The organism is Kribbella kalugense (assembly GCF_004365875.1).
In the GTDB taxonomy this organism is placed as follows: Bacteria; Actinomycetota; Actinomycetes; order Propionibacteriales; family Kribbellaceae; genus Kribbella; species Kribbella kalugense.
Map to the genome: position 1 here is coordinate 2690466 of NZ_SODF01000001.1, position 24067 is coordinate 2714532.

A 24067-nucleotide genomic window follows, 5' to 3' on the forward strand; every position below is an offset into this window, starting at 1 on the left:
GTCTGGGCGGTTTGGCACTACACAAACTCCGGGCGGCCGGTGCCGTCGTTGCCGTCGCGCCAGACCGGCTGCGGCGGCGGGACGGTGGCGAGGATCCGCTCGATCACGGCCCGCGGGTCGATGTTGTCCGCGACCGCGTCGAAGGTCAGGCCGAGGCGATGACCCATCACGTCCAGGGCAACGGTTTGTACGTCGCTCGGCAGCAGGTAGTCACGTCCGTGGATCAGCGCGAGCGCCCGGCCGGCCGCGATCAGGCCGAGCGTGGCGCGCGGGCTGACGCCGAGCTCGATGATCGGCTCCAGGTCGGGCAGATGGAAGTCGGTCGGCGTCCGAGTCGCCATCACCAGGCGAACGGCGTACTCCGCGACCAGGTTGTGGACGAACACCTGCTCGGCGGTCCGCTGCAGCTCGAGGATCGTCTCCGGCTTCAGCACCGGCCGCGGCTCCGGCGGATCCACGCTCATCCGGCGGAGGATCTCGAACTCCTCGTGCCCCCGCGGGTGCGGTACGTCGATCTTGACCAGGAACCGGTCCCGTTGCGCCTCCGGCAGCGGGTACACACCCTCGGACTCGATCGGGTTCTGGGTGGCGATCACGATGAACGGCTTCGGCATCGGGAACGTCTGGCCGCCGATCGACACCTGCCGCTCGGCCATCAGCTCCAGCATCGCCGACTGCACCTTGGCCGGCGCGCGGTTGACCTCGTCGGCCAGGACGAAGTTCACGAAGGTGGGGCCGAGCTCGATGTCGAAGGTCTCGCGCGTCTGCCGGTAGATCCGGGTGCCGACGATGTCGGACGGGACCAGGTCGGGTGTGAACTGGATCCGGGCGAAGGTGCCGCCGACGACGGAGGCGAAGGTCCGCACCGCGAGCGTCTTGGCGACGCCGGGAACGCCCTCGAGCAGGCAGTGACCCTTGGCCAGCAGCGACACCATCAGCGTCTCGACCATGTGCTCCTGGCCGACGATCACCCGCTTGACCTCGGCAACGGCGTCGCCGATCAGCCGGGACTGCTGGGCCACGGTTCCTGCCGGCACCGTCGTTTCGGTCATGCCTGTCCTTCCGGGGCCCGCGCGGACCTTGTCATTCCCCACTTCACAACACCGGCCATTCCATCAGATCCCCGGGGCCAGCACCCGCAGACCCCACCGGGTCCGCCCCCATACTCCCCCCGCGACACAAATCCCGCCGCCCTCAACCGGGCCGTTGCGGCAGGCGTGGCGACAGTGCTACCAGGGATGTGGTGGGATTGGGGTGATGACTGCGACCGAATCCCAGACCGAGGTGCAGCCGGCGGACACGCCGGAGGAGCGGCCTGCGCTGGAGATTCCGGACGCCCTCCCGCTGCAGCCGGAGGACCCGCCGCGGGTCGGCGAGTTCTGGCTCCGCGGCCGGCTCGGGGCGAACGCGGCCGGCTACCTGTACTCGGTCCGAGACGACAACGGGCGGGACGCAGTCGTCGCGATGATGACGGAGGGCTCCGCGGACGACGCCGCCGCCCGCGACCGGTTCGTGCGCGCGGTCGACGAGCTGCCCGAGGACGCCGTACTCGCGCACAACGACTCCGATGACGAAGACCTCGCCCTGTGGGTCGCGGTCGGCCCGATCCGCGAGGACGACGGGTCGAGCGCGGCCTCCGACGAGCGATTGCTCGCGGAACGTCGCGGTGAGGACATCCTGTCGGCGGTGCTGATGGACCGCGTCCCGCAGATCGGGAAGCCGCGCGGGCCGGAGTTCCGCCACTACTGGGAGAGCCGCCGGCGTCCTGGTCTGTTCCGGATCTGGCCGCTGCCGTGGCCGAACGTCCTTCGTCCGGCCTCCCGCTGGGCGCTCGCCTTCGCCTTGCTGACGATGGCGTTGATCATGGCGCTCGCCGTCTTCCTGGCCTGGCTGCTGTTCCGCCACGCCCAGCCGCTCGAGCCCGAGCCGGTCATCCCGACTCCGAACAACACGGCCACCGTCACGGTCACCCCGACCACACCCCCGCCGGGCACCGGCACCGGGTCGCCGTCCGTGTCGGTCAGCCCCAGTCTGGTTCCGACGACAGGGATCCCCACCACGCTCCCGTCCGGGTCGATCCCCACCGCGACCGACCCGGCCGATAAGTACTAGGCAGTCTGCTCTTTTCGGTTGAGCGAGAGCAGTCCGATCAGGCTGATGACGGCCCAGCTGCCCTCCAGGAGCAGGAAGCCCCAGGAGAGCTGCACCGCGGCGATGGTGGCGAGGACTCCGGAACCGAGCAGGTTCAGGAGCTGGTAGGTGACGGTGCGCTGCCGCAATCGGCCCGCCTGCGCGGCGGCGAAGGCGACCAGAACGGTGACCGCACCAACGATCTCAAGGACGTCGAGAGTATGCATGGGACGAACCCCCTCCAGGGGGCGGGCGCCGTCTTGTCAGACCGGGTACGGCGCGCTCGTCCGGGGAGCTCGTATCCGCACGGCTCCTACGTCGAGGATAGCAAACGCAGGAACTCCGCATCCCGCCACAACCGCTCCGGCACCGGCTGACGGACCAGCGCCGCGTCGGCCCGGATCTCGGCCGGTGACGAGGCCGCGATCAAGACCGACATGACCGCGGAATGCCTGCTGGGAAAGGCGAGCGCGGCCTGCGGCAGCGAAACGCCGTACCGCTCGCACACCGCCGAGAGCCTTCGCGCTGCGACCGTTTCCGGCTGCAGGATCTGCGGTGTGAGCACGCCGGACACGATCGCCGAAACTCCGCGCGCAAGGCAACGATCGAGCAGCGGTTCCGCCGATCGGTCGAGCAACGAATACTGCCCGGTCAGTAGCACGCAGTCGAGCTCGGCGTACCGGACCAGGCGGTCGAGCTCCTGCCAGTCGTCCGACACCGCTCCGAACGCCTTGATCGCGCCTTTGCGCCGCATCTTTTCCAGCGCTGGGTACGCCGATTCTTGTTGAGCGAACACCAGATCCACCGCGAGCCCGAGCCGCTCGGCACTCGCTCGTACCGACGCCTTCGGGTCGTCGACCACTTTCGTGGCCACCAGGAACTCACCGCGTGGCCGCCGCTGCAGCGCCGTACCGAGTCGTCGTTCGGAGTCGCCGTAGGCCGGTGAGGTGTCGAAGAACCGGATGCCGGCCTGGTACGCCGCGTCCACGGTGGCGACCGCGGCCGCGTCGCCGTCCGGGCCGGGCGGCTCGCCGAGATGCGAACCGCCGAGCCCGAACCGCGGAGGCCGGAACCGGACCGTCGAACGGGGTGCGAGCACCTGACTGGGTGCGACCATCGCGCTCACCTCCCGTGGTCGTTACCTACCAGGATCGGGGTTGCGCTCCGACTTCGCATCTCGTAGAGCTTCAGCTCGCGCAGGATCAAACATTGACGCAGACCGGGCTCGGGGTGCTGAAGTCGGCGGTCTGGGTCAGGCCGCCGGTGGTCTGGTCTACCAGAAACGTGGTGATGTTGTTCGAGTTCTGGTTGGCGACGAACAGCAGCCGGCCGGTCGGGTCGAAGGCGCAGTGCCGCGGCCAGTCCCCACCACAGCTCGGCTTGCCGACCAGGTTGAGATGCGGTCCGTCGGTGCTGAAGATCGCGACGCTGTTGTCCCCACGGTTGGTGACGTACACGAAACGTCCGTCGGCGGAGATCACGACCTCGCCGGGGTAGTTCTCGCCGTCGGCCACCGGGATCGTCTCCAGAACGGTCAGCACGCCGTCGTCGTATCCGCAGACGGTGACGGTGCTGTTGAGTTCGTCGGCGACGTAGGCGTAGTCGCCGGACGGATGGAATACCAAATGCCGCGGGCCGGTGCCGGTCTTGAGTGTCGTCTGGTGTTGGAGGGTGAGCTTCCCGGCCGCAAGCGTGTAGGTGTAGATCGAGTCGGTGCCGAGATCGACGGCGAGCACGTACTCGCCGGCTTGCACGACCTGGTGTGCGTGCGGCGCGGAGCCCTCATGCTTGACCAGATCCGTTTGTTGCCCAAGGCTCCCATCTGCGGCGATCGGATGAACGGCGATGTCACCGGATCCGTAGTTCGCGCTGAACAGGTAGTCGCCGATCTTGGCGAGATGGCAGGGGCCGGATCCCTGGTTGGGTTGGGTGTTCAGGACTCTCGGCTCGGCGGAGATGTCGATCGCCGTGACCGCGCCGGCGTCCTGCTCGTTCACGGCGTACAGGAAGTTGCCGGACCTGATCACGAACGACGGGTTTGGTATACCAGCGATGTTTCCGGTTGCGGTGATCGTGCCGTCGGCGGCGTACGTCGCGATGCCGATGCCGTCGCCGTACGTGCCGAGGTAGAGGGTGCTCGCGGCTCCGTCAGCTGATGCCTTGCGGTCCGTTGTCTCGGGATCCGTTGACTCGGGGCCTGTTGTCTTGAGGTCCGGTGCATCGCCGGCGCCGGCGTCGCGGTCCGGGAGCTGACGGTTGGCGGCCTCGTGGATCGGCGCGAGGGCGGCGGCGGTGAACCCGAGGAATCCCCGGCGACTGACGCTCATCCCGCCACCGGGACCTTGACCCAGGACGGATCCCCCGCCGGCGAGCTGAACGTGACCGTCGACCCGATCACACTCCGCCCGAGATACCGCGGATCGACTGTGTCCACGACGAGCACGAGATGGTGACCGGCCGGCACCTCCCAGCTCGTCGCCTCCAGCGAGAAGTCGAGCGGAACCGCCTTGCCCGCCGTCACACCGCGCAGCGTGTACGGCTTGTGCGAGATCAACGAGCCGACTCCGAGCGCGTCGACGTCGTACAGATAGGCGAACAGCGAAGTACTCGAAGCCGACGGCTTCACCGTCACATGCAGCTCAGGCGCGCCATTGACGACCGTCGCACTGCTGAGAGCCGGCCCGGACCAGACACCGGCGAACGACCTGTCCACCAGCGGCGTCACAACCCCGGTCGGGATCGACAGCAGCCCTTGCAACGCGCCGGACACCAAGGCAACGCCGCTATCGGCGACCGTTGGTATACCAGCCCCGATCGACCTGCTCCACCCAGTCGACGAGTTGCCCTGAAGCCCGCCGGCCTTGGTGAGGTACGACGTACGCTCCTGACCGACCGCCGCCCAGTCGGCGGACCCACGCCACACTCCGCGCTGCGACTTGAGCTGGACCGGCGCCTCGGTGTCGGCGCCGTTGTTCGCTCCGGTCAGATAGTGCCGCAGCCATGCCGCGAGCTCATCCCACGTCTCGTTTGGTATACCAACGGCACCGGTCGCCTCAGGCGTGGCGTGATCGCCATGGGCGAGCAGCAGCCGCTTCGGCCCGGTCAGGCTGGTGAAGAAGTCCGTGTACTGCGACGGCGGGAAGATCGAGTCCTCGAAGGCGTTCGCGAGAAAGACGGCCGGCTTCTTCGCGTTGATTTGGTCTACCATCGTCGCCGCGGACCGCACCGGCGAGAGCTGCTTCGCGTCCGCGATGGCACCGTCGAAGTCACCAGTGACGAACTTCGTCTGCAATGAAGCCATCTCCGGACCGGGCCGGCCGGTGACGTTGCCTAGGGCAAGCAGACCGGCGACGGACTGGAGCGCGACGGTGTCGTTCGGGTCGAGGGACCGGATCAGGTCGGCCCACCCGCTCATCGCGCCGACCGCCTTGATCCGCGGATCCGTTGCGGCGGCGAGCAGCGACGTACCTGCGCCGTACGAGATCCCGACCGCGGCGACACGGCTGGTGTCCGCCGGGGTGTGCTGGCCGGCCCAGTCGATCACCTTGCTGACGTCGGCGACAGTCGGCGGACCGGCGATGTCGATCCCGCCGCCCGAGTCCCAGAAGCCGCGGCTCGAGTACGAGATGACCTGGAACCCGGCCGTGGCCAGCTTCGTGCCCTGACCGACGTACTCCGCGTTCGGCAGACCCCAACTCGACGGCATCACCACCAGTGGAAACGGACCGTCGCCCTGCCCGGTCGGCGTGAGGACGACGGCGCCGATCTCGATCCCACTAGCTCCCGGGATGCGCTGGTACGAGGTACTGAAGCCTGGTGCGGTCTGACTGGCATCCGCACTCGGACCGACCGCGATCAGGGTCAGAACGACCGCGAGGGCGACTGTGATTGCGACCGCAAGTCTGCGCACTGGAATCCTCCGGCGTTGATGATTACCGGAGGGTAACCAGAAAGCTACCGGTGTGTCACTACCTTGGCACGGTGAGTGTTGGATCGACCCCGGTGGCGTCGACCGACCACTGCCAGAGCTGCGCCGCCAGTTCCGCGTCCTGCGCGGTGTGAGTCGGCAGCACGACCTTCGGCGTACCGCGGAACTCGAAGAAGCTCGGACCGACGAACGAGCCCGGGCGGAGATCGGGGTCCGTCGCGGCGTACAGACTCGGCCAGGCGCCGGCCGCGGCGGACTGCGCGACGAGTCGGGACCCGGCGGCCCAGAGCTGCGCTTGGCGGGGACGACCGGCGAGCTCCGGACCGGCGGCCTGCAGGTGGGTAGCGGCGTACCCGGGATGCGCGCCGACGCTCAGCAGGTCGGCCCCGGCGGCACGAGCCCGGCGATCGAGCTCGAGCATGAAGAGCAGGTTGGCGAGCTTCGACTTCCCGTACGCCTCCCACTTCCGGTAGCTGCTCGCCGGCCGGCGCAGGTCGTCCTCGACGATGCCGCGAACTGTCTTGTGCATGAACGAGCTGACCGTCACGACGCGGCTGCCCTTGAGCAGCAACGGAAGCAGCCTGCCGGTCAGCGCGAAGTGACCGAGATGATTGGTGCCGAGTTGCAGCTCAAACCCGTCAACAGTCTGCCGGTACGGCGGCGCCATCACGCCGGCGTTGTTGATCAGCAGATCCAGCCGGTCGTACGACGCAGTGACCTCGTTGGCCGCCTTCTCGACACTCGCCAGATCGGCGAGGTCCAATTCGAGAACGGTCGGCGCTCGCCCGGCCTTCTGCGTCAACGTCTCCGCGGCCTGCGCCGCCTTCTCCGGATTGCGCGCCGCGACCAGCACGTCCGCGCCGTGCCGCAGCAGTTCCAGCGCGGTCTCGTACCCGAGTCCACTGGTCGCGCCGGTGACCAGCGCCCGTCGACCGGTCAGGTCAGGAATGTCCGCAGTACTCCAGGTCATGGGGCCTCCCGCCCTGGACTGAGGAGCGGAGGGAGCGAAGCGACCGGAGCGACGAGGGAAGGGCGGGAGTTACAGCCCCATGACCCGCCGCTCCGGAGGAGTGGCATCAACACAGTCATGCGCCCACGGTAGCCGCAGGCGCACGACCCGGAGTCGGTACTACAGGATCTTGCGGGCCTTGAAGGCGTCGGTCACCGTTTGCGCGGCGGCCTTGCCGTACAGCAGCCGGGCAGCCTGGACGGTGTCCTGGGCCGCGCCGGCGAACGAGGTGTCGGGGTCGTAGAAGTACGTCGCCTCGAGGATCAGCTTGTCCGCCTTGGTCCGGCCGAGCCCCTTCTGGATGTCCCAGAGCGCGTTCGACCAGATCTCGCCGTCGTCGTGCACCTCACCGTCGACGTCGTCGGTGGTCTTGCCGGTGTCGGTACGGCGCAGGCAGTGCGGCTCGTCGGTCGTGTACGACGTGGCGTCCCAGTCCATCACGCACGGCAGGTTGAAGCCCTTGCTGACCGGGACCGACATGGTGACGGCCCAGTAGTCGCCGAAGCCCTCACCGATCGCGCCGGCCTGCTCGGACTCGCCGTACCCCGGGACGATGTCGTCCTGGATCGCGTGACCGTACTCGTGCCAGATCACCTCGGCGTCCTCGGCGTCGTCGACCCCACCGTCACCGGTGGTGATCATGTCCGTCGACGGGTCGTAGAACGAGTTGTCGTCGCGGATCGTGTCGACCGAGAAGTCCTGGGACTCGTTGTTCGCGTCCTTGAACCCGAGCTTCTGGATGTACTCCTGCGCCTGGTTGATCTGGTAGTAGACCATCACCTGCTCGAACTTGTTGTTCGCGCGCTGGTAGACGAACGTGTTGTTCTTGTTCTGCGCGAGCCCGCCGTTGCCTTCCTTGATGTTGACGAAGGAGCCGTTGAGCTTCCCGGAACCGTCCAGGTTGCGCAGGACCACGTTCTTCTGCGCCAGGAACAGGGCGTCCTGGTTCTTGTCGTTCATATCGGTCAGCTTCTCGTTCTTCGTGCTGACCACCGGGTTCGGGTCGAACACCGAGCCGCGACCGTCGACGTTGTCGCTGATCACCTTCGAGTCGACCACGCTGCCGGTCTTCGCGTCGACGAGCGACTGGCTGACACCTTCGGTCGACCGGCTGGTGACGTTCCAGACCAGGCGGGCGTCCGGTCCGCCGACCACCGCGAGCTGCGCGGCACCGCTGGTCGCGGCCGGCTTCTTGACGAGGCTCTTGTTCGGCCCGATGCTCCGGGACTGGGCCTGCGCGGTAACGGTGGCGTTCGCGGACTGCGTCGCGGACGCGGGCGCGACCTTGGCGCTGACGTCCAGGTTCGCCGGTACGGCGTCCCGTCCGTCGGCGACCTGGACCGATCCGTCCTTCGCGACGTGCTTCGCGTAGTACCCGTTGACGACCGGCAGTCCCTTGAAGGTCTGCTGGTACCAGTAGTGCTTGCCGAGCAACGACGTCTTCGTCTTGATCAGCTTGAGCCCGTTCGGATTGGTCGCCGATGCCTCCGGCGCGGCCCCCGCGGCGCTGGTGAACGACAACCCGAGCGACACAGTGGCCAGTCCTGCGGTGGCGGCCACAAGCGCCTTACGGCGTTTCGACATACGCTTCCCTCCCACGTTCATGTTGCGTAACGCAACCACTACGATCCGTCGAACCCTAGTTCGCCGCAGTACTCGCTGGGAAGCGGAACTTCGCGGGATCAAGGGAAAACCTGTCAGTCGGTCGACAGTGGCTTCGCGGGGTACTCACGGAGTACCAGAGAGGTACTCACCGCGCCGAGCCGGCCGATCGCGTCGACCACCTGCTCGAGCCGGCCTGCGTCGGAGGTGTGTACGTCGAGCAGGAAGCAGTCCTCGCCGGTCAGTCGGTACGTCGCGACCACCTCGGGCAGGGTCGCGAACAACTCGAGCGCATCCGGGATGCGGGCGTGCGTCGTCCGCACGCGTACGACGGCGTGGATGTTCAGGCCGACCCGGGCCGGGTCGACGACGGCGCGGTACCCGGTGATCACCCCGGAGCGTTCGAGTCGCTGGATCCGCGCGGACACGGCGGGCTGCGACAGGTTGACCTTGCGGCCGATGTCGGCCCCGCTCAACCGGCCGTCGGTCTGCAGGATCGCCAGGATCTCCCGGTCGATCGGGTCCAATGACCCAGTCGTTGCCTCGCTCATCGACCTTCTTTTCATCAGCTGATGCCGCCGTACGGCGATGACTCCTTCATCATGGCAGGCATCCGACCTCTTCTGGAGACTCCATGACCTTCGTGATCATCCCTGGCCTCGACGGCTCCGACGACCACCACTGGCAGTCCCGCTGGGAGTCCGACTGGCTTCTTGGTGCCGTACGAATCCAGCCGTCCTCCTGGTCCGCCCCCGAGCTGTCCGACTGGTCTCGGGCCATCACCGCCGCCGTCGAGTCCATCCCCGACGACATCGTCTTCATCACTCACAGCCTCGGTTGCCACGCTGTGACCTATTGGCTGACCAGCCAGGTCGTGCCGGATCGCATCCGCGGCGCGTTCATGGTCGCGCCGCCCGACCCAGTCGCGGACACCTTCCCTGCCGACCGGCTGCCGAGCTTCACCTCACTTCCCACGCTCGCCCTCCCCGTGCCCGCCGTACTGACCGTCAGCACCGACGACCCGTACTGCACCGTCGCCGGCGCCGCGCGCCTCGCCGCCGGCTGGGCGACGCCGCTGATCGCCCTCGACGAGCTCGGCCACATCAACACCGACAGCAAGCTCGACCTGTGGTCTCAGGGACAACACCTTTTGACCGCATTCCTTGCCGGTCTCGGCGTAGTACCGGACAAGAACTGACCGCTACCTCTCCTAGCGTTAGGAGCGCGCCAAGGAGAGGATCGCGCCATGACGAAGCTGAGCCTGCAGGCCCTGAACCGTGCAACGCTGGACCGCCAGTGGCTGCTCGAACGCCGCGACGTACCCGCCCTCGACGCGATCGAGCACCTCGTCGGCATGCAGGCCCAAGCCCCGCTCGCGCCGTACGTCGGCCTGTGGACCCGCCTGACCAACTTCCACCCCGACGAACTCGTCAAGCTGCTCGAAGACCGCCAGGCAGTCCGCGGTTCGATGATGCGGGCAACCATCCACCTGGTCTCGAGCCGCGACTTCCTCGCGTTCCGCCCGCTGATCCAGCCGCGGCTCGAACGCGAGGTCTACCAGAACACGACGTACGGCCGTCATCGCCTCGAAGGCCTCGACATGGACGCCGTACTCCGGGCCGGCATCGACCGGATGACCGAAAGCCCCGCCACAGCCGTCCAACTCCGCGAGTACCTCGGCGAGTTGTGGCCCGACCGCGAACCCGCCGCCCTGGCCCACGCCGTCCGCTGCCTCCTCCCCACCATCCAGATCCCACCCCGAGGCATCTGGAACAAAGGCGGCAACCCCACCATGACCACCGCCAACCTCTGGCTGGCCGCCCCGACGCCTGACACGGTGCCCGACCCTGCCCCGACCGCCGGCGCTGACTCACCTGTCGAGGCGCTGATCCTCCGCTACCTGGCCGCCTACGGCCCAGCGTCGGTAGCCGACGCCCAAACCTGGTCCGGCCTGACCCACCTCACCGAAATCTTCGACCGCCTCGACCTCCGCACCTACACCGACGCCGACTCCGGCCGGACCCTCTACGACCTCCCCCACCTAACCCTCCCCGACGAGGACACCCCCGCCCCCACTCGCTTCCTCCCCGAATACGACAACCTCCTCCTCTCCCACGCCAACCGAACCCGCTTCATCTCAAAGGCCACCCGCGCCACCCTCACCCTCCAAGACGTCCTAACCAAAGGCACAATCCTCCACAACGGCCAAGCAACCGCCCTCTGGCGACAACCCAAATCCCCCAAATCCCAAGCCATTCTGGAGATAACCCCCATCACCCCCATAACCCCCCAAACCTGGACCACCCTAAAAACCGAAGCCCACAACCTCCTAACCTTCACCACCCCAAGCGCAACCCACGAAATCAAGCGACTCGACCAATAGCTCGGGCGCGCTGGAGGTCCTGCTTGCTCAAGAACGCTGCTGCTGCAATTGCTCGAGCGCGCGGACTCTCTCGGAGAGCGAAGGCGCACTCGCCACAAAGTGCGAGCGACGGCTGGCATCACGTCCGAGCGTTTGCTGATGTTGGAACTGCCACCCGTAGAGGACCTGGATCAGCGTCGCGCCGTAGCCCATGGTTGCGGCCCGGCGATCGGCCTGGAGAACCTCGCGGCGACTCAGCCAAGCGAGGATCGGTGGCGCGACGAGTGGAGTCAAGAAGAGCAGCGGGAGCGTAAGGCTGTCATCGAATGTCAGCACCGCCAAGAGGACGCCAAGGTATCCGATCAACACGAATCCGATGACTACACAGCCGACTGCCGGCACAGCACGCATCAACCGGCCCAGCGCACGAACGCCGATCAGCGCACAGCGAGCAGGTATCGAGTACCAGAAGCTCAGCAGGCTGAGCCAGTCTCGTCCACCCAAGTGATGGCCGAGTTCGTGGGCCAGCGTCGCCTCGAGGTGTGACGGCGGCAGCGTGTACAGCGCCCAGCGAGTAGTTCCAATGATGTGCCCAGGCGTCGGACTGGCGTTGGGATCTTCCGACTCCTGAATCCAGATCGCATATCGATCCTCCGGGATGCCGGCCCGGTCTGCCAACTGACGCCAGATGGGCCGCAACCGCTGCTCTTCGATCAACGTCGGCTGCCGAAGGCGGAAGAGGTACCGCGCGAGCATGTCCTCCACAGGTCGTAGGAAGACGACTGCCCCCGACACGATCCAGATGACTACAAGCAACCAGCCCCAGCCAAAGCCGATGATTCCAACGACCCACGAGACAACAGCAAAGCTCCAGAAGAACCAGGGCACTGCTGACAGCAAGAGCGCTGCGGTCGACACCTCGACTCGTCGCGGTTGAGATGCGCCGCTCGCCGCAGACGGTCCTGGGGGGAGCGCCGCCCACGATTGCGGTGGGGGCAGCGGCGCGCTCCCGTAGCCGGGTGGTGGCTCGGGCTGACCGTTACCGTGAGCCCAAGGACTGTTCGGGTCGCTGGGATCACCAGGGCCAGCCATCGGCTTCTCCTCGTCGAGTGGGCGGTTGGGTCCGTCCATTATCAGTACAGGGATACGTGGACGTGGTCGAAGTGGCCGCCGGTGGCGTCGGTTGGGTTGTAGACGCCGCCGCCGTTGTACGGAATCCAGGTACCTCGGCGGGCCGACCAGATCTTGCCGTACCAGATCACGTAGTGCACACCTGTCTGCCCAGCGGTCGTCACGGCCCAGTTCGCGATCTGGTCACCTCGTGCGCGAGCGGGCGCGGACTTTCTCGAGTCCGTGCCGACCATGACGTCGCAGGCCAGGCCGCGAGGGTGGTCGCTGGTCGGGTTCCACGCGTGAGCGTCCCAGCAGCTCATGCTCAGGTTGCCGAGGTTCTTCCGCGCGAGGGCAACCCAGGCCGCCGTACGCGGCGTCACTAGGCCTCCAGTGCCGGTCGGGTCAGTGACGGTCGCCTTCTGCTCCGGCCAGACTCCGTTGACCGGCTTGCCTGCGGTCAAACCGCCGGACTGACCGCAGTCGTCGTCCTGCAAACCATCGACGACCGAGCCCCCGGCCGGGGCGTCCGAGCGACCCGCGTACGGGTTCCCAGATCTGGTCAGATCGATGCCGGCTGCCGAGGCGATCTCGCGTGCCTCTTGCTCACGCGACGCGTACCTGTCGGGGAACGCGGATACCTGAACTGCCTGCGCAGCATCACCGAGCGCCATCGAAGGCCAGCCGTTGATGTCGACGAGTCCAGGCGGGCTCGGCGCCGAAGGTCCGCCGAAGAACGCATCGGCGGCGTACCGCGGATCCAGGATCTGCCTGACCGTACCCCAGCCGGCCGCCGGACGCTGCTGGAAAAGACCAACCGAGTCCGCGTCGCCGTAGGTGAGGTTCTGGAGATCCGATTCCACCAAAGCCGTCATCAACGCGATCAGCGTCGCCTTACCCGGTAACCCGCGCTGTACGGCGACGCTGTCGATCAACTTGGCGAATGCGACCTGCGTGACGCGAAGGGGACCGGTGGGCTTCGGGTCGCCGCCCTGTCCAGGAATCCCTGGAGGGCAAGCGGCCTGCGTCGTACTGCCGCCACCGAAAGGTGCGAGCATCAGCAGGCTTGCGACTCCGATGATTGCCAGCGCGGCTGCACCTTTGGCGAACCACCCTCGCCCGGCCACTGCCAGGAGTCCGCGTCCGAGATCACGCTCGTCGAACATCACAACCCCCCGCCGTCACGGTCCCGTCCCACCAGACACCTCGCTGACGACCCACTGACCGTCCTGGTTGGCCAGCGTGATGAGAAGAGGTAGGTCGAATCGCTGGGCGTGCTTGCCGGTCACGTTGATAGTGACTTTGACGAACCGGGTGATCCGGTCCGGGGTGTCAACCGGAGCTTCCGCATTCGGCTGCGGAGCGCTGACCGGCGCGCCGAGGACTGTGGATTTACCGCCGTCGTTCTTGAGTGCTTCGTACGTCGGATCGCCCGCGGCAGTGAAGCTCGACGCCACCTCGGGAGTCATGTACTTCGCGCATTTGGCGACCAGAGCGGAGTACGTCTCGGCAGCCGGATCACGGGTGTAGAAGGCTCGGGCCCAAGCACCGACTGCAGTCGACGCCAACGCCGTCGCCCCGGCCGATGGTCGCTTGCTCTCAGGAGGTGGCGTCGTGAGTGCCGAGCTCGTGGGAGCAACGGGCTGGTTCGACTGAGTCGACGGCGCGGTCGGCAGTACGACGGAGCGACCAGGAGTCAGCACGCCGATCGGCGCTCCGTCGTCCTTACTCTTATTGCCTAGCAGACGTGGCAGTCCACCGCCGACACCAAGGATGACGACGGCGAGGAGTACTACCAGAACCACAATGGCCGCAGGGCTTGTCGGCTCGGACTGACGCTGATTGCGAAGCCACGCCATCCGCTGCGCGTGATCGTCGCGACGCCAATTCTTCTTGGCACGGCGTCGCTCGCGGCCGCTGAGGTCGTCCAGCTCTTCCGGGTAGTCGTAGTCGTTGCTCATCAACGACCGCCAGCCGCCGGGCGCATCCGGGCGCGGGCGATCGTCCCGACGGTCCGTATCCGGGACCCTCGGCTCAGGCGCGCGATGCCGGGACTGGCCGGCGCCTTCCCGACGGTCCTGCGGCGATCGTGGTTTCCGGGCCATCCGACATCACCTACGCGTCGGCACGTGCACCGTCACGCCGTCCTTGGTGACAGGCGAGTAGTCCCGGAACCTCGGCGGCTGCGAAGCCGGCGCCTGCCTCCGCCGTACCCGCTGCCCCTTCGGCGGCCCTTCCCGAAGACTCGCCGAGTGAGTATGCGCACGCGGCTCGTACCGAACGTCATTGGAAGGCATAGGAATAGGCCGCCGAGAATGCCGAGCCTTCTGCGCCTCAGCCCGCGCCCCACCCGACGACGCGCTACCCGTAGTGGCCACCCCGGCGGTCGTCACCGTTATGGCCGGACGCCGGTCAGCATCCTTGGACCGATCGCGAGCACGGGCAAGATTGTGAGCTGATGTGCTCCGCGTCGAACTGGCTGCCGACGCCGTCCGACCGCCTGCGCCAGCTGTCGTGGCCCCAGTGGTACCCGCGTGTTGGCCGCCAGGGCTGCCGCCTGCGCTACTTGCTGTGGCGTCGGCTCGCTTTCTCTCCGGTCCGGCAGTCAGTTCGTGCGGCGAGCTAGCCGTCGTTCCGCGCGCCAACGAGGTGTGTGCTGGAGCCTGGCGGTAGACGCGGACCGACGGGACGTGCTGCGACCCGGCCTCTCCTGTTCGGAGACGGTCGCTCCTGCGCTCCGTCAAGGACGGTGCGGCGCCGCGACTGGCCATCGAACCAACGAGGCGTTTGAAGGCACCCATGGCGCCACGGCGAGCGAGACCTCCGAGCATGATGCTTCCTGAACCTGGCCGCATCATCGAGGTCAGGTTGTCCAGCAAACGGCGCAACCTGAAGCCCGCTATGAGAACTGCGATGGCAAGACCCGACACCGGCAGCCAGCCCAGCACGCCGGTCAAGCTGAAGACGGCCGTCACCAGGGTTAGTGCGGTTCCGAACACCAGCATCGCAAGAAACGACTGGATGACGAGTCCTATCAGGGCCTCGAACCAGTTGAGGCCCCATTGTCTCGGTCTGCCGGGAATAGTCCAAAGACAAGCGAAGAAGACACCGACAACGAGCAGCAGCAAACATCCGACGAACGCCATCAGCGCCGTAAAGGCCAGCGAGATGTTCAGAAACGCGAACAAGGTGGCCGCGATCGCAGCCAGCATTACGACTGCAATTCGCCCAAACGCATTATCGCCTTTGACCCATTTGACGGTCGGAGCATCGTCGCCGCCCTCAGCCGGAGCTATGACGGAATCGATGTACTTCGACCGTGCATCCGCGTCCGTGCCGGCGTCCAGCATCCCCTTGCCGTAGCGTCCGCACGCCTCGAGAGATCCGAACTCGGCAATACACCAAGGCGTCACGGCGAATCCACGCCAACTGGCGTCCGCCGACTTCCTTAGCAACGTGTCTCGAGAACTCCCAGTAAATCCGGGTTCTGGCCATGGCAACGGATTCTGCATCGTCGGGCCCATGGCGTCAGCCGAGGTCGCCATGATCGTGTCGGCCCCCAGTTGGCGCGCGCCGTCAACACCACGCAGCCAGGTCGCGGGTGCGATGGCAAAGCTGATACTGAGCACGCCCGCAACAAACACCCAGATCAACTGGCCCATCGCACTGCCGCTCGTCTTCCGCTGCGTGTAGGCGGCCACAGCACCGAAGGCCAACGCTGACGGCAGGAGCCATCCGACCAACTGCGTACTTGATGCCCCAATGGTCGTGGATGTCGCTTCTGTCAGCGGCTTGACATCAGTGAACGAGAACAACCACCACCCGACCGAGATAGCTCCGCGCGTAATCGCGACGATGTACATCATCACCATGTGCGCGTACCCGTTGAAGACCGACTCAATGGGGTCGCGGATGCTCTTCTCGAAGTCGAGCCCATAGACCATTGGTCCGTATTGCTCGAACAGCGTCCGCGTATCGCCGTGAGTCAAGTCGGGAGTCGGTAGGAGATCCCCGAAACCTGTCGGAGTGGTAGGCGTCGGCTTCGGGTCGGCTGCAAGGGCGACCTGGGCGGTAACAATGAGTGATATCGAGAAGACCGTCGCCGCCGTTCGAAGCCGGTAGGCCCACCTCATGCGACGTGCTCCTTGTTGCCCTTGGGGGGGTGGGTTGGTTCGTCAGGAGTGTCGCCGGTGGCGGGGTACATGGCTTCGTTGTAGGCGGCTTCGTCTGCTTCTTGGTCGTAGACCTCGTCGGGGCCGATCGGGGACTCGTGGTGGAGGGCGTGGCGGTAGTCCTGGTGGTCTGCTTCGCCGTTCGACTGGGCGTAGTGCTGGCCGTTGGCTTCGCTGGTCGGCTGGCCGTTGGGGTCGCTGTTCGGGTGACCGTTGGACTGGCCGTTTGGCTGGGGCTGGTGGTTCTGCCCGTTTTCGCGCGAGTAGGCCTGCCCGTTGGCGTGGTGGTCCTGGCCGTTGGGGGTCGGTGGGTGGCCGTCTTGCTGGGATACGGGTTGGGCTGCCGGGGGCTGGGGGGCCGTTGGCGGGTTCGAGGCGTAGGGGCGTTCAGGGCCGAGGGGGCCGGGTTGCGGCTCCGTTGATAGGGAGGCGCGGGCGGCGGGTTGGACTGGTGCAGGCGGTTGGGCGGTGGGCTGCACAGGACCGGCTGTCGGGTGCTGGGCCGGGACCGCGAGTTGCTGGGCCGCGAGTTGCTGGGCCGTGAGCTGCTGAGTCGCCAGTTGCTGAGCCGTGAGTTGGTGCGCCGCAGGTTGCTGGGCCGCGTGCTGCGGGGCCGAGGCCTGAGCGGGCTGGGCTTGGGCGGGCGGAACCTGGGCGGGCGGGGCCTGGGCGGTGGCGGCCTGCGCGGCTTGGGCGGTGGCGGCTGGTTCTAGGGAATCTTCGGGGTCGTCGGCGAACGGGTCTTCGGGTTCGTAGGGGGCGATGACCGGTTGGGTGGGTTCGTTCGCGTGTTCGGATTCGGGGGTGGTTCGGAGGAGGGCGGCTACGCGTTGGCTGGGGATGTCGATCTGGACGGTGGCTACTTCGTCCCAGCGGTCGCGCATGATGCAGTGGCCGTGGCGGATGGATTTGCCGTTGGCGGCGGTGTTGATGCCGCGGACCAGGGTTTGGTACGGCGCGGTTTGCGGGCGGCCGAGGAGTTCGAGCAGCGAGTCCACCTGTTCGCGGGAACGCAGGCTGAACGCGAACAGGGTGGTGATCTGCTCGACCAGGCCGGGGAGCTTCAGGATCGACGCCGGGTCCTGGGTGTCGAGGACCAGCGAGGCACCGAGCGCACGGCCGACACGGGCGATGTAGTCCAGGAAGGACGCGCCGTCCGGAGTCTTCGTCAGCAGGTGGACCTCGGGGACGATGACGACCTTCGACCGACCGCGGAATTCCCGGCGGCCCGTCGTACGGACCATCCAGGCGAGGCAGCCGCGGAGGCAGGCCATGCCGACGCGTTCGATCGGGGACCACGACTCGGGAGCCGACTCTGGGGACGGCAGGGTCAGGCCGGGCATCTGGACGACCCAGAGGCCTGGGTTCGTGGTCAGAGACGACAAGCCGGATGGCGGGCCGGCGACGACCGAGCCGAGGCCGGTCTCGACGAGGTCGCGTAGCGCGAAGCCGACGGTCCGGATGGTCTCGGATTCCGAGGCGCACAGTCGCTGGATGACGCCCCATGACGAGGGGTCAGGCGACTGGATCTCGGCGCGGGTAGCCGCCATGACCGGAGCCTCGGCCGCACCACGCAGGTGTGGTGGAAGCAGGAGCATGAGCTGCGACGGAGCCTGCAGCAACGCGTCATCAACGGGCAGCACCCGCAGCAGGTCTGCAGCACCAGAGAACTGTGCAGTGATCTCGATGACAGCCGTGGGTACGCCGTACTCCGCGGCGACTGCGGACACACCGGCCGCGTCACCCTTCAGGTCCAGCAACGGCACCCAAGCGCCGGCGAACGCGGAATCCAGACCGCCCATCATCGCGGCCGTCGTCTTCCCTCGACCCGACCGGCCAAGGAACAGCGTCGTCGTCGCGTCACCAAGAGCCGAACCGGCGGCCGCGTCAAAGCGAACCAGACCAGGGGTCGACCCGGTCAGGTAACCAAGAGCCGGACCGGTTGCGTCACCGATCGACGCACCGCCCCAAAACCAGGACCCGAAGAACGCGGTCGACTCCCGCACATGCCCGAGGTCCGGGACGCGCAACTGGTCGCCCGGCAGGGACTCCAGCCACAGGTCGCGCTGCTCGTCCGCGCCGGCCGCGACGGTGATGCCACGGTCCGCGTAGTGGGCGATGACGGCGTCAACGTACGCCTCGAGGTCCTCGCGGGTGTCCGCGCTGACCAGCAGTCGCGGGTGGTCCTCGACCAGAGTCAGACCACTGCGGTTGATGTCGCGCTTGACCTCACGCATCACGCGCTCGGTCTCGACGATCTCGTCGGCGGTCTCCTCCGCAGTACCCTTCGCGGCCGACCGTCGCTGCTCCTTCGCGCTCTTCCGGGTCTCGTCGACCAGGTGGCGCGCGGTCTTCTTCGTCAGCACGCGGAACCGGACGGACGCCTCGACCGTGACGTCGATCTCGTCGCCGTCGTCGTCGATCGCCTTGATCTCCGACAGCGTCCGCAGCCACTCCCCCGCACCCGGCGTCTCGAGCTCCTCCGGGAAGTCCGTCATCGCCAGAACGGTCGTGTACGCCGCGATCTGGCCACGCGTGTCGTAGATCCGCAGATGGTCGGTGTACGGCACCACCCGGCCGGACGTGAGCCGAGCCAGCGAAGCACCCGTGATCAGACCACGACGCGGCGCCGCGACCGCACCACGATGCATCTCCCGGCTGATCAGCCAGGAGATCACCTCGGCCGGCGCCGTGTGGGCCCGCCAGACGGTCGAGCCGAGCTGACGAGCGAGCTTGCGCACCCGCTCGTCCAGGTGCGCGAGCTCACGCGCGCTCACCCGCCACGACGTCGTACCCAAGGCGTCGCTGATCGAGCCGCGCACCTGGGCCGTCGCCCGCGGGTCACGGTCGGACAGGTGTACGCCGAGCGCGACGTACCGCTCCGGCATCCGCATCTCGTCGATCCGGTCGGCCCGGGTCTGCGCCCAGGCCTCGTGGTCGCCGAGCCGGTAGTGGCCGGCGACGGAGTCGATGTAGTCCTGGCCGGTCGAGCGGCCCCAGACCACCTTGAGGTGGCTGAGCCGGTCGCCGAGGATCGTCGCCGCCGCGCTGACCGCCGCGTCCAGCGCCGCGTCCTGCTCACCCTCGGTGGCCAGGTCAGTGTTCGCCACCGAGATCAGGAACCACGCTTCCGCGCTGCGCTCGGTCACCAGCAGGCCGTCGGCGATGGCGACAAGACGAGGTGGCGGTAGGCCGCGCTCGCGGCCGACCCCCACCAGGTTCAGGAGTTTGTCAGCGATCTTCATTCGCGGCCCTTCCCTGACGACGTCCTGCGACTCACCCGTTGTACGTGATCCGAGCCCAGCAGGCGGGCCCGCTGGTTCACGGTGATGTCCGCACCCGCGCGGACCATCGGATCCAGCTCCACCACGACATCGCGCTCCCACTCCGGCGTGACCCTGGCCTTCGCCAGGTCGGCCACCTTCCGGGTCGCCACGCGCTCACGCCACGGCAGGTACTCCGTCTTGTCCGCGGCCCGCGCGCCCAGACCGATGATCGGTCTGTGGGCCCGCAACGCGTACCGGACGGCCAGCGCCCACTCGGTCACCCGGCGGCGGCGTTCGTGGAACTTGCCCGGCCGCCAGCCGAACGCGGTGATCACGAACGGCGGAACGACGTACAGGCTGACCGTCGGCTTCTTCGGTACGCCGATGAACGGGAACAGCAACGCGATCCAGACGATGATGATCACGGCGCCGAAGATGATCATCCGGCGCCGGGCGCCCTCTCCCAGGTCGATGCCGAGCAGGTCGTACTGCCGGGTCTCGATCTCGAAGTGGTGGGTCAGGGTACGGCCGACTCGCATCAATTACCTCCGGACAGCAATCCCCAGAAGCCCTTGAGCACATTGATGGTCTGGTTGTTGGCGTAGATCAGCCCACCGACCAGTACCCCGGCCGCGATGTGGCCGAACAGCTCGCCCCACTCGCGCTTGAAGTAGTGCCCGATGGCCCGCAGCACGAGGATGGCGATGAAGATGTTCCCCGCGATGACCAGGACCCAGTCCTTGAAGTCCGCGCCCGTCGGGACATTGGGGTCGGCCATGGGCACGGCAAGCTGAACCACGCTCGCAGCCAGTTCGTGCGTCGTCATTGCGGTGTCTCCCTTGTTGCCTCGGTCATCCGATGGCCGGTCGCTGGATTCATCCGACGGCAGCCACTTGCCATCGTTCGGCTCCGTCCGTGGCGACAGTACGCCTCAGCGTGAGCGTGTACGTCTGGTCCAGGGTGGTATCTCCGACCCCTTCCCAGGTGACGGCCGCGGTCGCCCGCCGCTCGTCGTCGTTGCCCGTGTAGACCTGCCAGTCCTTGAGCTCCCCGAACCTGACCGCACCGTTCAGGCTGCGGATGGTCGAGCCGGGCGCGGTCACCGCCGACACCTTGTTGTCGGACTCTGCGTACGCACCGAAGAAGGCCTCTGCGTCCTTCTGGGTCGCAGCCGTCAGGTCGTCGTCGGGGGCGCCGGCCTCCGGCATGTTGTCGGGCAGCGCTGCCCGCACATCCGGCACGAACGTCGGCGGACCACTGGCCACCACCCGGGCCGAGGTGCGGGCGACCGGGACCGACACGCGCTCCCAGACGACCGGACCGGTCTTCCAGCCCCTGCCCAGCCGGGTGAACGTGTGCACGCGGACCCGGACGTCGACGACAGCGGTGATGCCGTTGGAGTCGGCCTTGACCTCCCCCGGGTACGCAACGTCAGCCGTTTGCTTACCGCGACCGTTCCAGCCCGCGCGGCTGTCCAGACCGGCGGCCAGGTCGAGACCGACCTGGGCCGGGCGGGCGTCCGGGCTGTTCTCGTCCCAGGTCAGGTAGGAGACGGCGTACCGCGTCGCGACCGCGCGCGACTCGTCCACCGGGAAGCTGCTCTGTCCGCTGACCACCGTCTCCGGCGTCCGGTTCGGGCTGATCCAGGAACGGATGCCACTGATCGCGGCCAGCAGCAGTACGACGACCACGAGGCCGCGGAAAAACCGCCGGGCCCACGTGGAGAACGACGACTCCGGCTCTGTCGACCATGGCGTTTGTCCGGGCTCCAGCACCTCACGGGCCGGCCCAGGGGCAGCGTGCGCGCCGTGCGGCGAGCGCTGTTTCAAACGTTCGGGTGGGCGGTGTGCCGGGTCCTGCTGGCGCGGTACGTCGTTAGTACGTGGAGCTGGACGACGGGGAGGCGCCATCACGCCACCGGGTGGCGGAGGTGCCTGCTGCTGCGGAGCGGAGTACTGCGCCGCTACGCCCTGCGCCTGGCGAGGGGTAGGTGTCACCGGCCCGCCGGGGTGGTCCCACCACTCCGGCGCGGTGCTCTGCGGCCGCCCTTTGCCAGCCTTCTTGGTACGGCGCTGGTCCGCCCAGTGCTCACCTTTTGGCGGCAGATTGAGAACCGTTCGCCACCAACTCATCCCTACCCGCCCCTCAGACAGCAGTTACGCGGACAGTAGCCGGGAGAATACGCCAAGCGACCGCCCTCCGGGAGACCTGAGCCCAGGATCCGGATGGTCCATCGCTCCCCGCAGTCATACTGTTACCCCGCTCACGGGCGGCGTCACCCTCACCGGCCAAGAGTGACACCTTCGGTACCGTCGTCATAGCTCCTTTTCATACCTACTCTGGTCGATCAAGCAGCGCACACCCTGCCACACGCCGCGGACAAGTTTCGAAGATCCGTGCGAACAACATGGTAAGGAATGCATCAACTGATCACGCATAGTAACCGATCCGGCGGGTCGCCTGTGGAAAACTCTCCCGTGCCCAGGGGGTCAAATTCGGCTGTGGACAACCGCTTGCCGAGGGCGGTTCGGGGCATAAGGTCGGAGTGATCCCTGCTACCCCTGGAGGACCAGGATGGAAACTCGCCGACTGGGCAGACTCGGCCACCAGAGCTCGGTACTGATCTACGGCGCGGCGTCGCTCGGCGGAGTCGACCAGGATCGGGCCGATGCCTCGATCCAGGAAGCTCTCGACGCTGGATTCAACCACTTCGACGTGGCCGCTGACTACGGCGACGCCGAACTGCGGCTCGGGCCGCGGATGCCGGAGATCCGGGACCGCATCTTCCTCGCCACCAAGACCGGCCGCCGGACGGTCGAGGAGGCCTGGAGCGAGATCAACCGGTCGCTGGAGCGGCTGCAGACCGACCATGTCGATCTGATCCAGATGCACGCCGTCTGCGACTTGGAGAATCTCGATCTGGTCACCGACAAGGGCGGTTCGCTGGAAGCCGCGATCCGGGCCAAGGACGAAGGCATGGTCCGGGCGATCGGCATCACCGGCCACACCGCGCAGGCGCCGTCGGTGCACACCGAAGGACTGCGCCGGTTCGACTTCGACAGCGTGCTCACGCCGTTGAACTACAAGCTGTCGACCGACCCGCAGTACGCCGCTGACTACGCCGGCCTGGTCGAGGCCGTGAAGGCTTCGGACGCGGCGCTGATGACGATCAAGATGATCGCGCGCCGAGGCTGGCAGGACGGCGAGGAGAAGTCGTACGACACGTGGTACCGGCCGTTCGACGAGCAGCGCTACATCACGGCCGCGACGGCCTGGCTTCTGAATGGGCACCCGGAGATCACCGGCCTCGCGACCGCGGGTGAGACCCGGTTGCTCAAACAGATGATCGTCGCAGAGCGCGAGCGGGCCGACCTCACTCCGGAGGCGGCCGCGTCGATCCTCGGCGAGGTGCAGGACTACGCGTCACCCTTCGTGGACATGCCCATCTGACGACGTGGCCCAGGTCACATACGAGACTCCGCATTCCGGTCAGGTCGTACGCCGTACGAGTCGTCCGGCGTACGCCTCCGGGTGCGGGGAACAAGTCGGGGGCGGATCGGTGTTGACTCCGACGTACTCATCTACTTTCGGAGGTCGTAGTGGCAACGGTCGAGCTGACCCAGGAGAACTTCAACGAGGTGGTCGGTAGCGACGGTCTCGTGCTGGTGGATTTCTGGGCAGAGTGGTGTGGCCCGTGCAAGATGTTCGGACCGGTGTATGAGAAGTCGTCCGAGCAGCACACGGATATCACGTACGGCAAGGTCGACACCGAGGCTCAGGTCGAGCTGGCGCAGGCGTTCGAGATCCGCTCGATCCCGACCCTGATGGCGGTCCGCGACGGCGTGGTCCTGTACTCGCAGGCCGGTGCGCTGCCGGCAGCGAGCCTCGAGGACCTGATCGGCCAGCTGCGTGCGGTCGACATGGACGAGGTCAAGGCCCAGGTCGCCGCCCACGAGGCGGAGCACGGCGCCGAGCCGCACACTCACTGATTCAAACAGTTCACCCAGATCCGGGGGCTCCTACTGAGCCCCCGGATTTGTTGGTCAACCGGGGATCGCTTGTACGCCGCATGAGGCGGGAGCGGCCGACTTCATCGGTGAAGCCCCAGCGGCGGTAGAACGGCATCAGGTCGGGCTGACAGACGAGCTCCAGACTGCGAACCGTGGCCAGCTGCGGGTGGTCGACGACAGCGTTCATCAGGGCCGCACCCAGGCCGGAGCCGCGGTGCGATTCGTCGACGATGACGTCCAGGATCAGAGCGACGCACGTGTAGTCCGTCAGGACGCGAGCGAATCCGACCAGGCGTTCGTGATGCGTGAGCGCGACGACGAGATCCGAATGCTCCAACAGTCGTACGACGTCGTCCGTCGTACGGTCCGCCATCCACCACGCCGTACGCATCAAGTCCACCAACTCGGGAACGCGGTCGGGCGCGATGGCGGATTCGATCGTGAGGTCCATCTGCCCATCGTGACGGCAGGACGATGC

At 67.1% G+C, this 24067-nt stretch carries 22 protein-coding genes and 1 riboswitch; of the genes, 5 read left to right on the forward strand and 17 right to left on the reverse strand.

Annotated features, from left to right (window positions below; all coding sequences use genetic code 11):
* Positions 1–17: 17 nt before the first annotated feature.
* Positions 18–1052, reverse strand: a complete 1035-nt coding sequence (locus EV650_RS12565; RefSeq protein WP_134118493.1) for an AAA family ATPase — start codon at positions 1050–1052, stop codon at positions 18–20.
* A gap of 205 nt (positions 1053–1257) precedes the next feature.
* On the opposite strand from EV650_RS12565, the gene EV650_RS12570 reads away from it, so the two are divergent.
* Positions 1258–2112, forward strand: coding sequence for a hypothetical protein (locus EV650_RS12570; protein WP_134118495.1), 855 nt, complete (start codon positions 1258–1260; stop codon positions 2110–2112).
* Here the strand turns inward: EV650_RS12570 and EV650_RS12575 are convergent.
* The 7 genes from EV650_RS12575 to EV650_RS12605 form a co-directional block, all read right to left on the reverse strand.
* A complete protein-coding gene (locus tag EV650_RS12575; protein ID WP_134118497.1) occupies positions 2109–2357 on the reverse strand; it encodes a CBU_0592 family membrane protein in 249 nt (82 codons plus the stop codon). The genes EV650_RS12570 and EV650_RS12575 overlap by 4 nt on opposite strands.
* 22 nt (positions 2358–2379) lie before the next feature.
* A riboswitch (guanidine-III (ykkC-III) riboswitch) is annotated at positions 2380–2443 on the reverse strand.
* Positions 2444–3247, reverse strand: coding sequence for an aldo/keto reductase (locus tag EV650_RS12580; protein ID WP_134118499.1), 804 nt, complete (start codon positions 3245–3247; stop codon positions 2444–2446).
* A gap of 85 nt (positions 3248–3332) precedes the next feature.
* Complete coding sequence (locus tag EV650_RS12585; RefSeq protein WP_134118501.1) at positions 3333–4457, reverse strand: lactonase family protein; 1125 nt, start codon at positions 4455–4457, stop codon at positions 3333–3335.
* On the reverse strand, positions 4454–6040 hold the full coding sequence (locus EV650_RS12590) for an alpha/beta fold hydrolase (protein WP_134118503.1): 1587 nt from the start codon (positions 6038–6040) through the stop codon (positions 4454–4456). The genes EV650_RS12585 and EV650_RS12590 overlap by 4 nt, the downstream gene beginning before the upstream one ends.
* Before the next feature lie 58 nt (positions 6041–6098).
* Entirely contained in the window at positions 6099–7028 is a 930-nt protein-coding gene (locus EV650_RS12595; RefSeq protein WP_134118505.1) for an oxidoreductase, read from the reverse strand.
* A gap of 159 nt (positions 7029–7187) precedes the next feature.
* Positions 7188–8651 (reverse strand): M4 family metallopeptidase, encoded by a 1464-nt coding sequence (locus EV650_RS12600; RefSeq protein WP_134118507.1) that lies wholly within the window; start codon positions 8649–8651, stop codon positions 7188–7190.
* 113 nt (positions 8652–8764) lie between these two features.
* Positions 8765–9220: an Lrp/AsnC family transcriptional regulator gene (locus EV650_RS12605; protein ID WP_134118509.1), complete on the reverse strand. Its 456-nt coding sequence runs from the start codon at positions 9218–9220 to the stop codon at positions 8765–8767.
* 83 nt (positions 9221–9303) lie between these two features.
* Here EV650_RS12605 and EV650_RS12610 point away from each other — a divergent pair, with 83 nt between their 5' ends.
* Together EV650_RS12610 and EV650_RS12615 are read left to right on the forward strand one after the other, a co-directional pair.
* Positions 9304–9867 (forward strand): RBBP9/YdeN family alpha/beta hydrolase, encoded by a 564-nt coding sequence (locus EV650_RS12610; protein WP_134118511.1) that lies wholly within the window; start codon positions 9304–9306, stop codon positions 9865–9867.
* Positions 9868–9915: 48 nt separating this feature from the next.
* Positions 9916–11052, forward strand: a complete 1137-nt coding sequence (locus EV650_RS12615; protein WP_134118514.1) for a winged helix DNA-binding domain-containing protein — start codon at positions 9916–9918, stop codon at positions 11050–11052.
* A 27-nt stretch (positions 11053–11079) separates the two neighbouring features.
* Here EV650_RS12615 and EV650_RS12620 read toward each other — a convergent pair whose 3' ends face one another.
* The 8 genes from EV650_RS12620 to EV650_RS12655 all read right to left on the reverse strand — a co-directional run bounded on the left by EV650_RS12620 (position 11080) and on the right by EV650_RS12655 (position 21711).
* Complete coding sequence (locus EV650_RS12620; protein WP_166678096.1) at positions 11080–11949, reverse strand: M48 family metalloprotease; 870 nt, start codon at positions 11947–11949, stop codon at positions 11080–11082.
* A gap of 215 nt (positions 11950–12164) precedes the next feature.
* Positions 12165–13307, reverse strand: a complete 1143-nt coding sequence (locus EV650_RS12625) for a VldE C-terminal domain-containing protein (RefSeq protein ID WP_134118518.1) — start codon at positions 13305–13307, stop codon at positions 12165–12167.
* A 15-nt stretch (positions 13308–13322) separates the two neighbouring features.
* Positions 13323–14246 (reverse strand): hypothetical protein, encoded by a 924-nt coding sequence (locus EV650_RS12630; RefSeq protein WP_134118520.1) that lies wholly within the window; start codon positions 14244–14246, stop codon positions 13323–13325.
* Positions 14247–14252: 6 nt separating this feature from the next.
* Entirely contained in the window at positions 14253–16274 is a 2022-nt protein-coding gene (locus tag EV650_RS12635) for a TrbL/VirB6 family protein (RefSeq protein ID WP_134118522.1), read from the reverse strand.
* Positions 16271–19558 (reverse strand): ATP-binding protein, encoded by a 3288-nt coding sequence (locus EV650_RS12640; protein ID WP_134118524.1) that lies wholly within the window; start codon positions 19556–19558, stop codon positions 16271–16273. Before EV650_RS12640 ends, EV650_RS12635 begins: the two co-directional genes overlap by 4 nt.
* On the reverse strand, positions 19555–20118 hold the full coding sequence (locus EV650_RS12645; protein ID WP_134118526.1) for a hypothetical protein: 564 nt from the start codon (positions 20116–20118) through the stop codon (positions 19555–19557). Before EV650_RS12645 ends, EV650_RS12640 begins: the two co-directional genes overlap by 4 nt.
* Positions 20118–20405 (reverse strand): hypothetical protein, encoded by a 288-nt coding sequence (locus EV650_RS12650; RefSeq protein ID WP_134118528.1) that lies wholly within the window; start codon positions 20403–20405, stop codon positions 20118–20120. The genes EV650_RS12645 and EV650_RS12650 overlap by 1 nt, the downstream gene beginning before the upstream one ends.
* 49 nt (positions 20406–20454) lie before the next feature.
* On the reverse strand, positions 20455–21711 hold the full coding sequence (locus tag EV650_RS12655; protein ID WP_134118530.1) for a conjugal transfer protein: 1257 nt from the start codon (positions 21709–21711) through the stop codon (positions 20455–20457).
* A 442-nt stretch (positions 21712–22153) separates the two neighbouring features.
* On the opposite strand from EV650_RS12655, the gene EV650_RS12660 reads away from it, so the two are divergent.
* The gene (locus tag EV650_RS12660) at positions 22154–23029 is read left to right on the forward strand and encodes an aldo/keto reductase (protein ID WP_134118532.1); all 876 of its coding nucleotides are present in this window, start codon (positions 22154–22156) and stop codon (positions 23027–23029) included.
* A gap of 149 nt (positions 23030–23178) precedes the next feature.
* Positions 23179–23568: a thioredoxin gene (trxA, locus tag EV650_RS12665; RefSeq protein ID WP_134118534.1), complete on the forward strand. Its 390-nt coding sequence runs from the start codon at positions 23179–23181 to the stop codon at positions 23566–23568.
* Between the two features lie 10 nt (positions 23569–23578).
* Here the strand turns inward: trxA and EV650_RS12670 are convergent, their stop codons facing one another.
* The gene (locus EV650_RS12670) at positions 23579–24040 is read right to left on the reverse strand and encodes a GNAT family N-acetyltransferase (protein WP_166678097.1); all 462 of its coding nucleotides are present in this window, start codon (positions 24038–24040) and stop codon (positions 23579–23581) included.
* Positions 24041–24067: the final 27 nt, after the last annotated feature.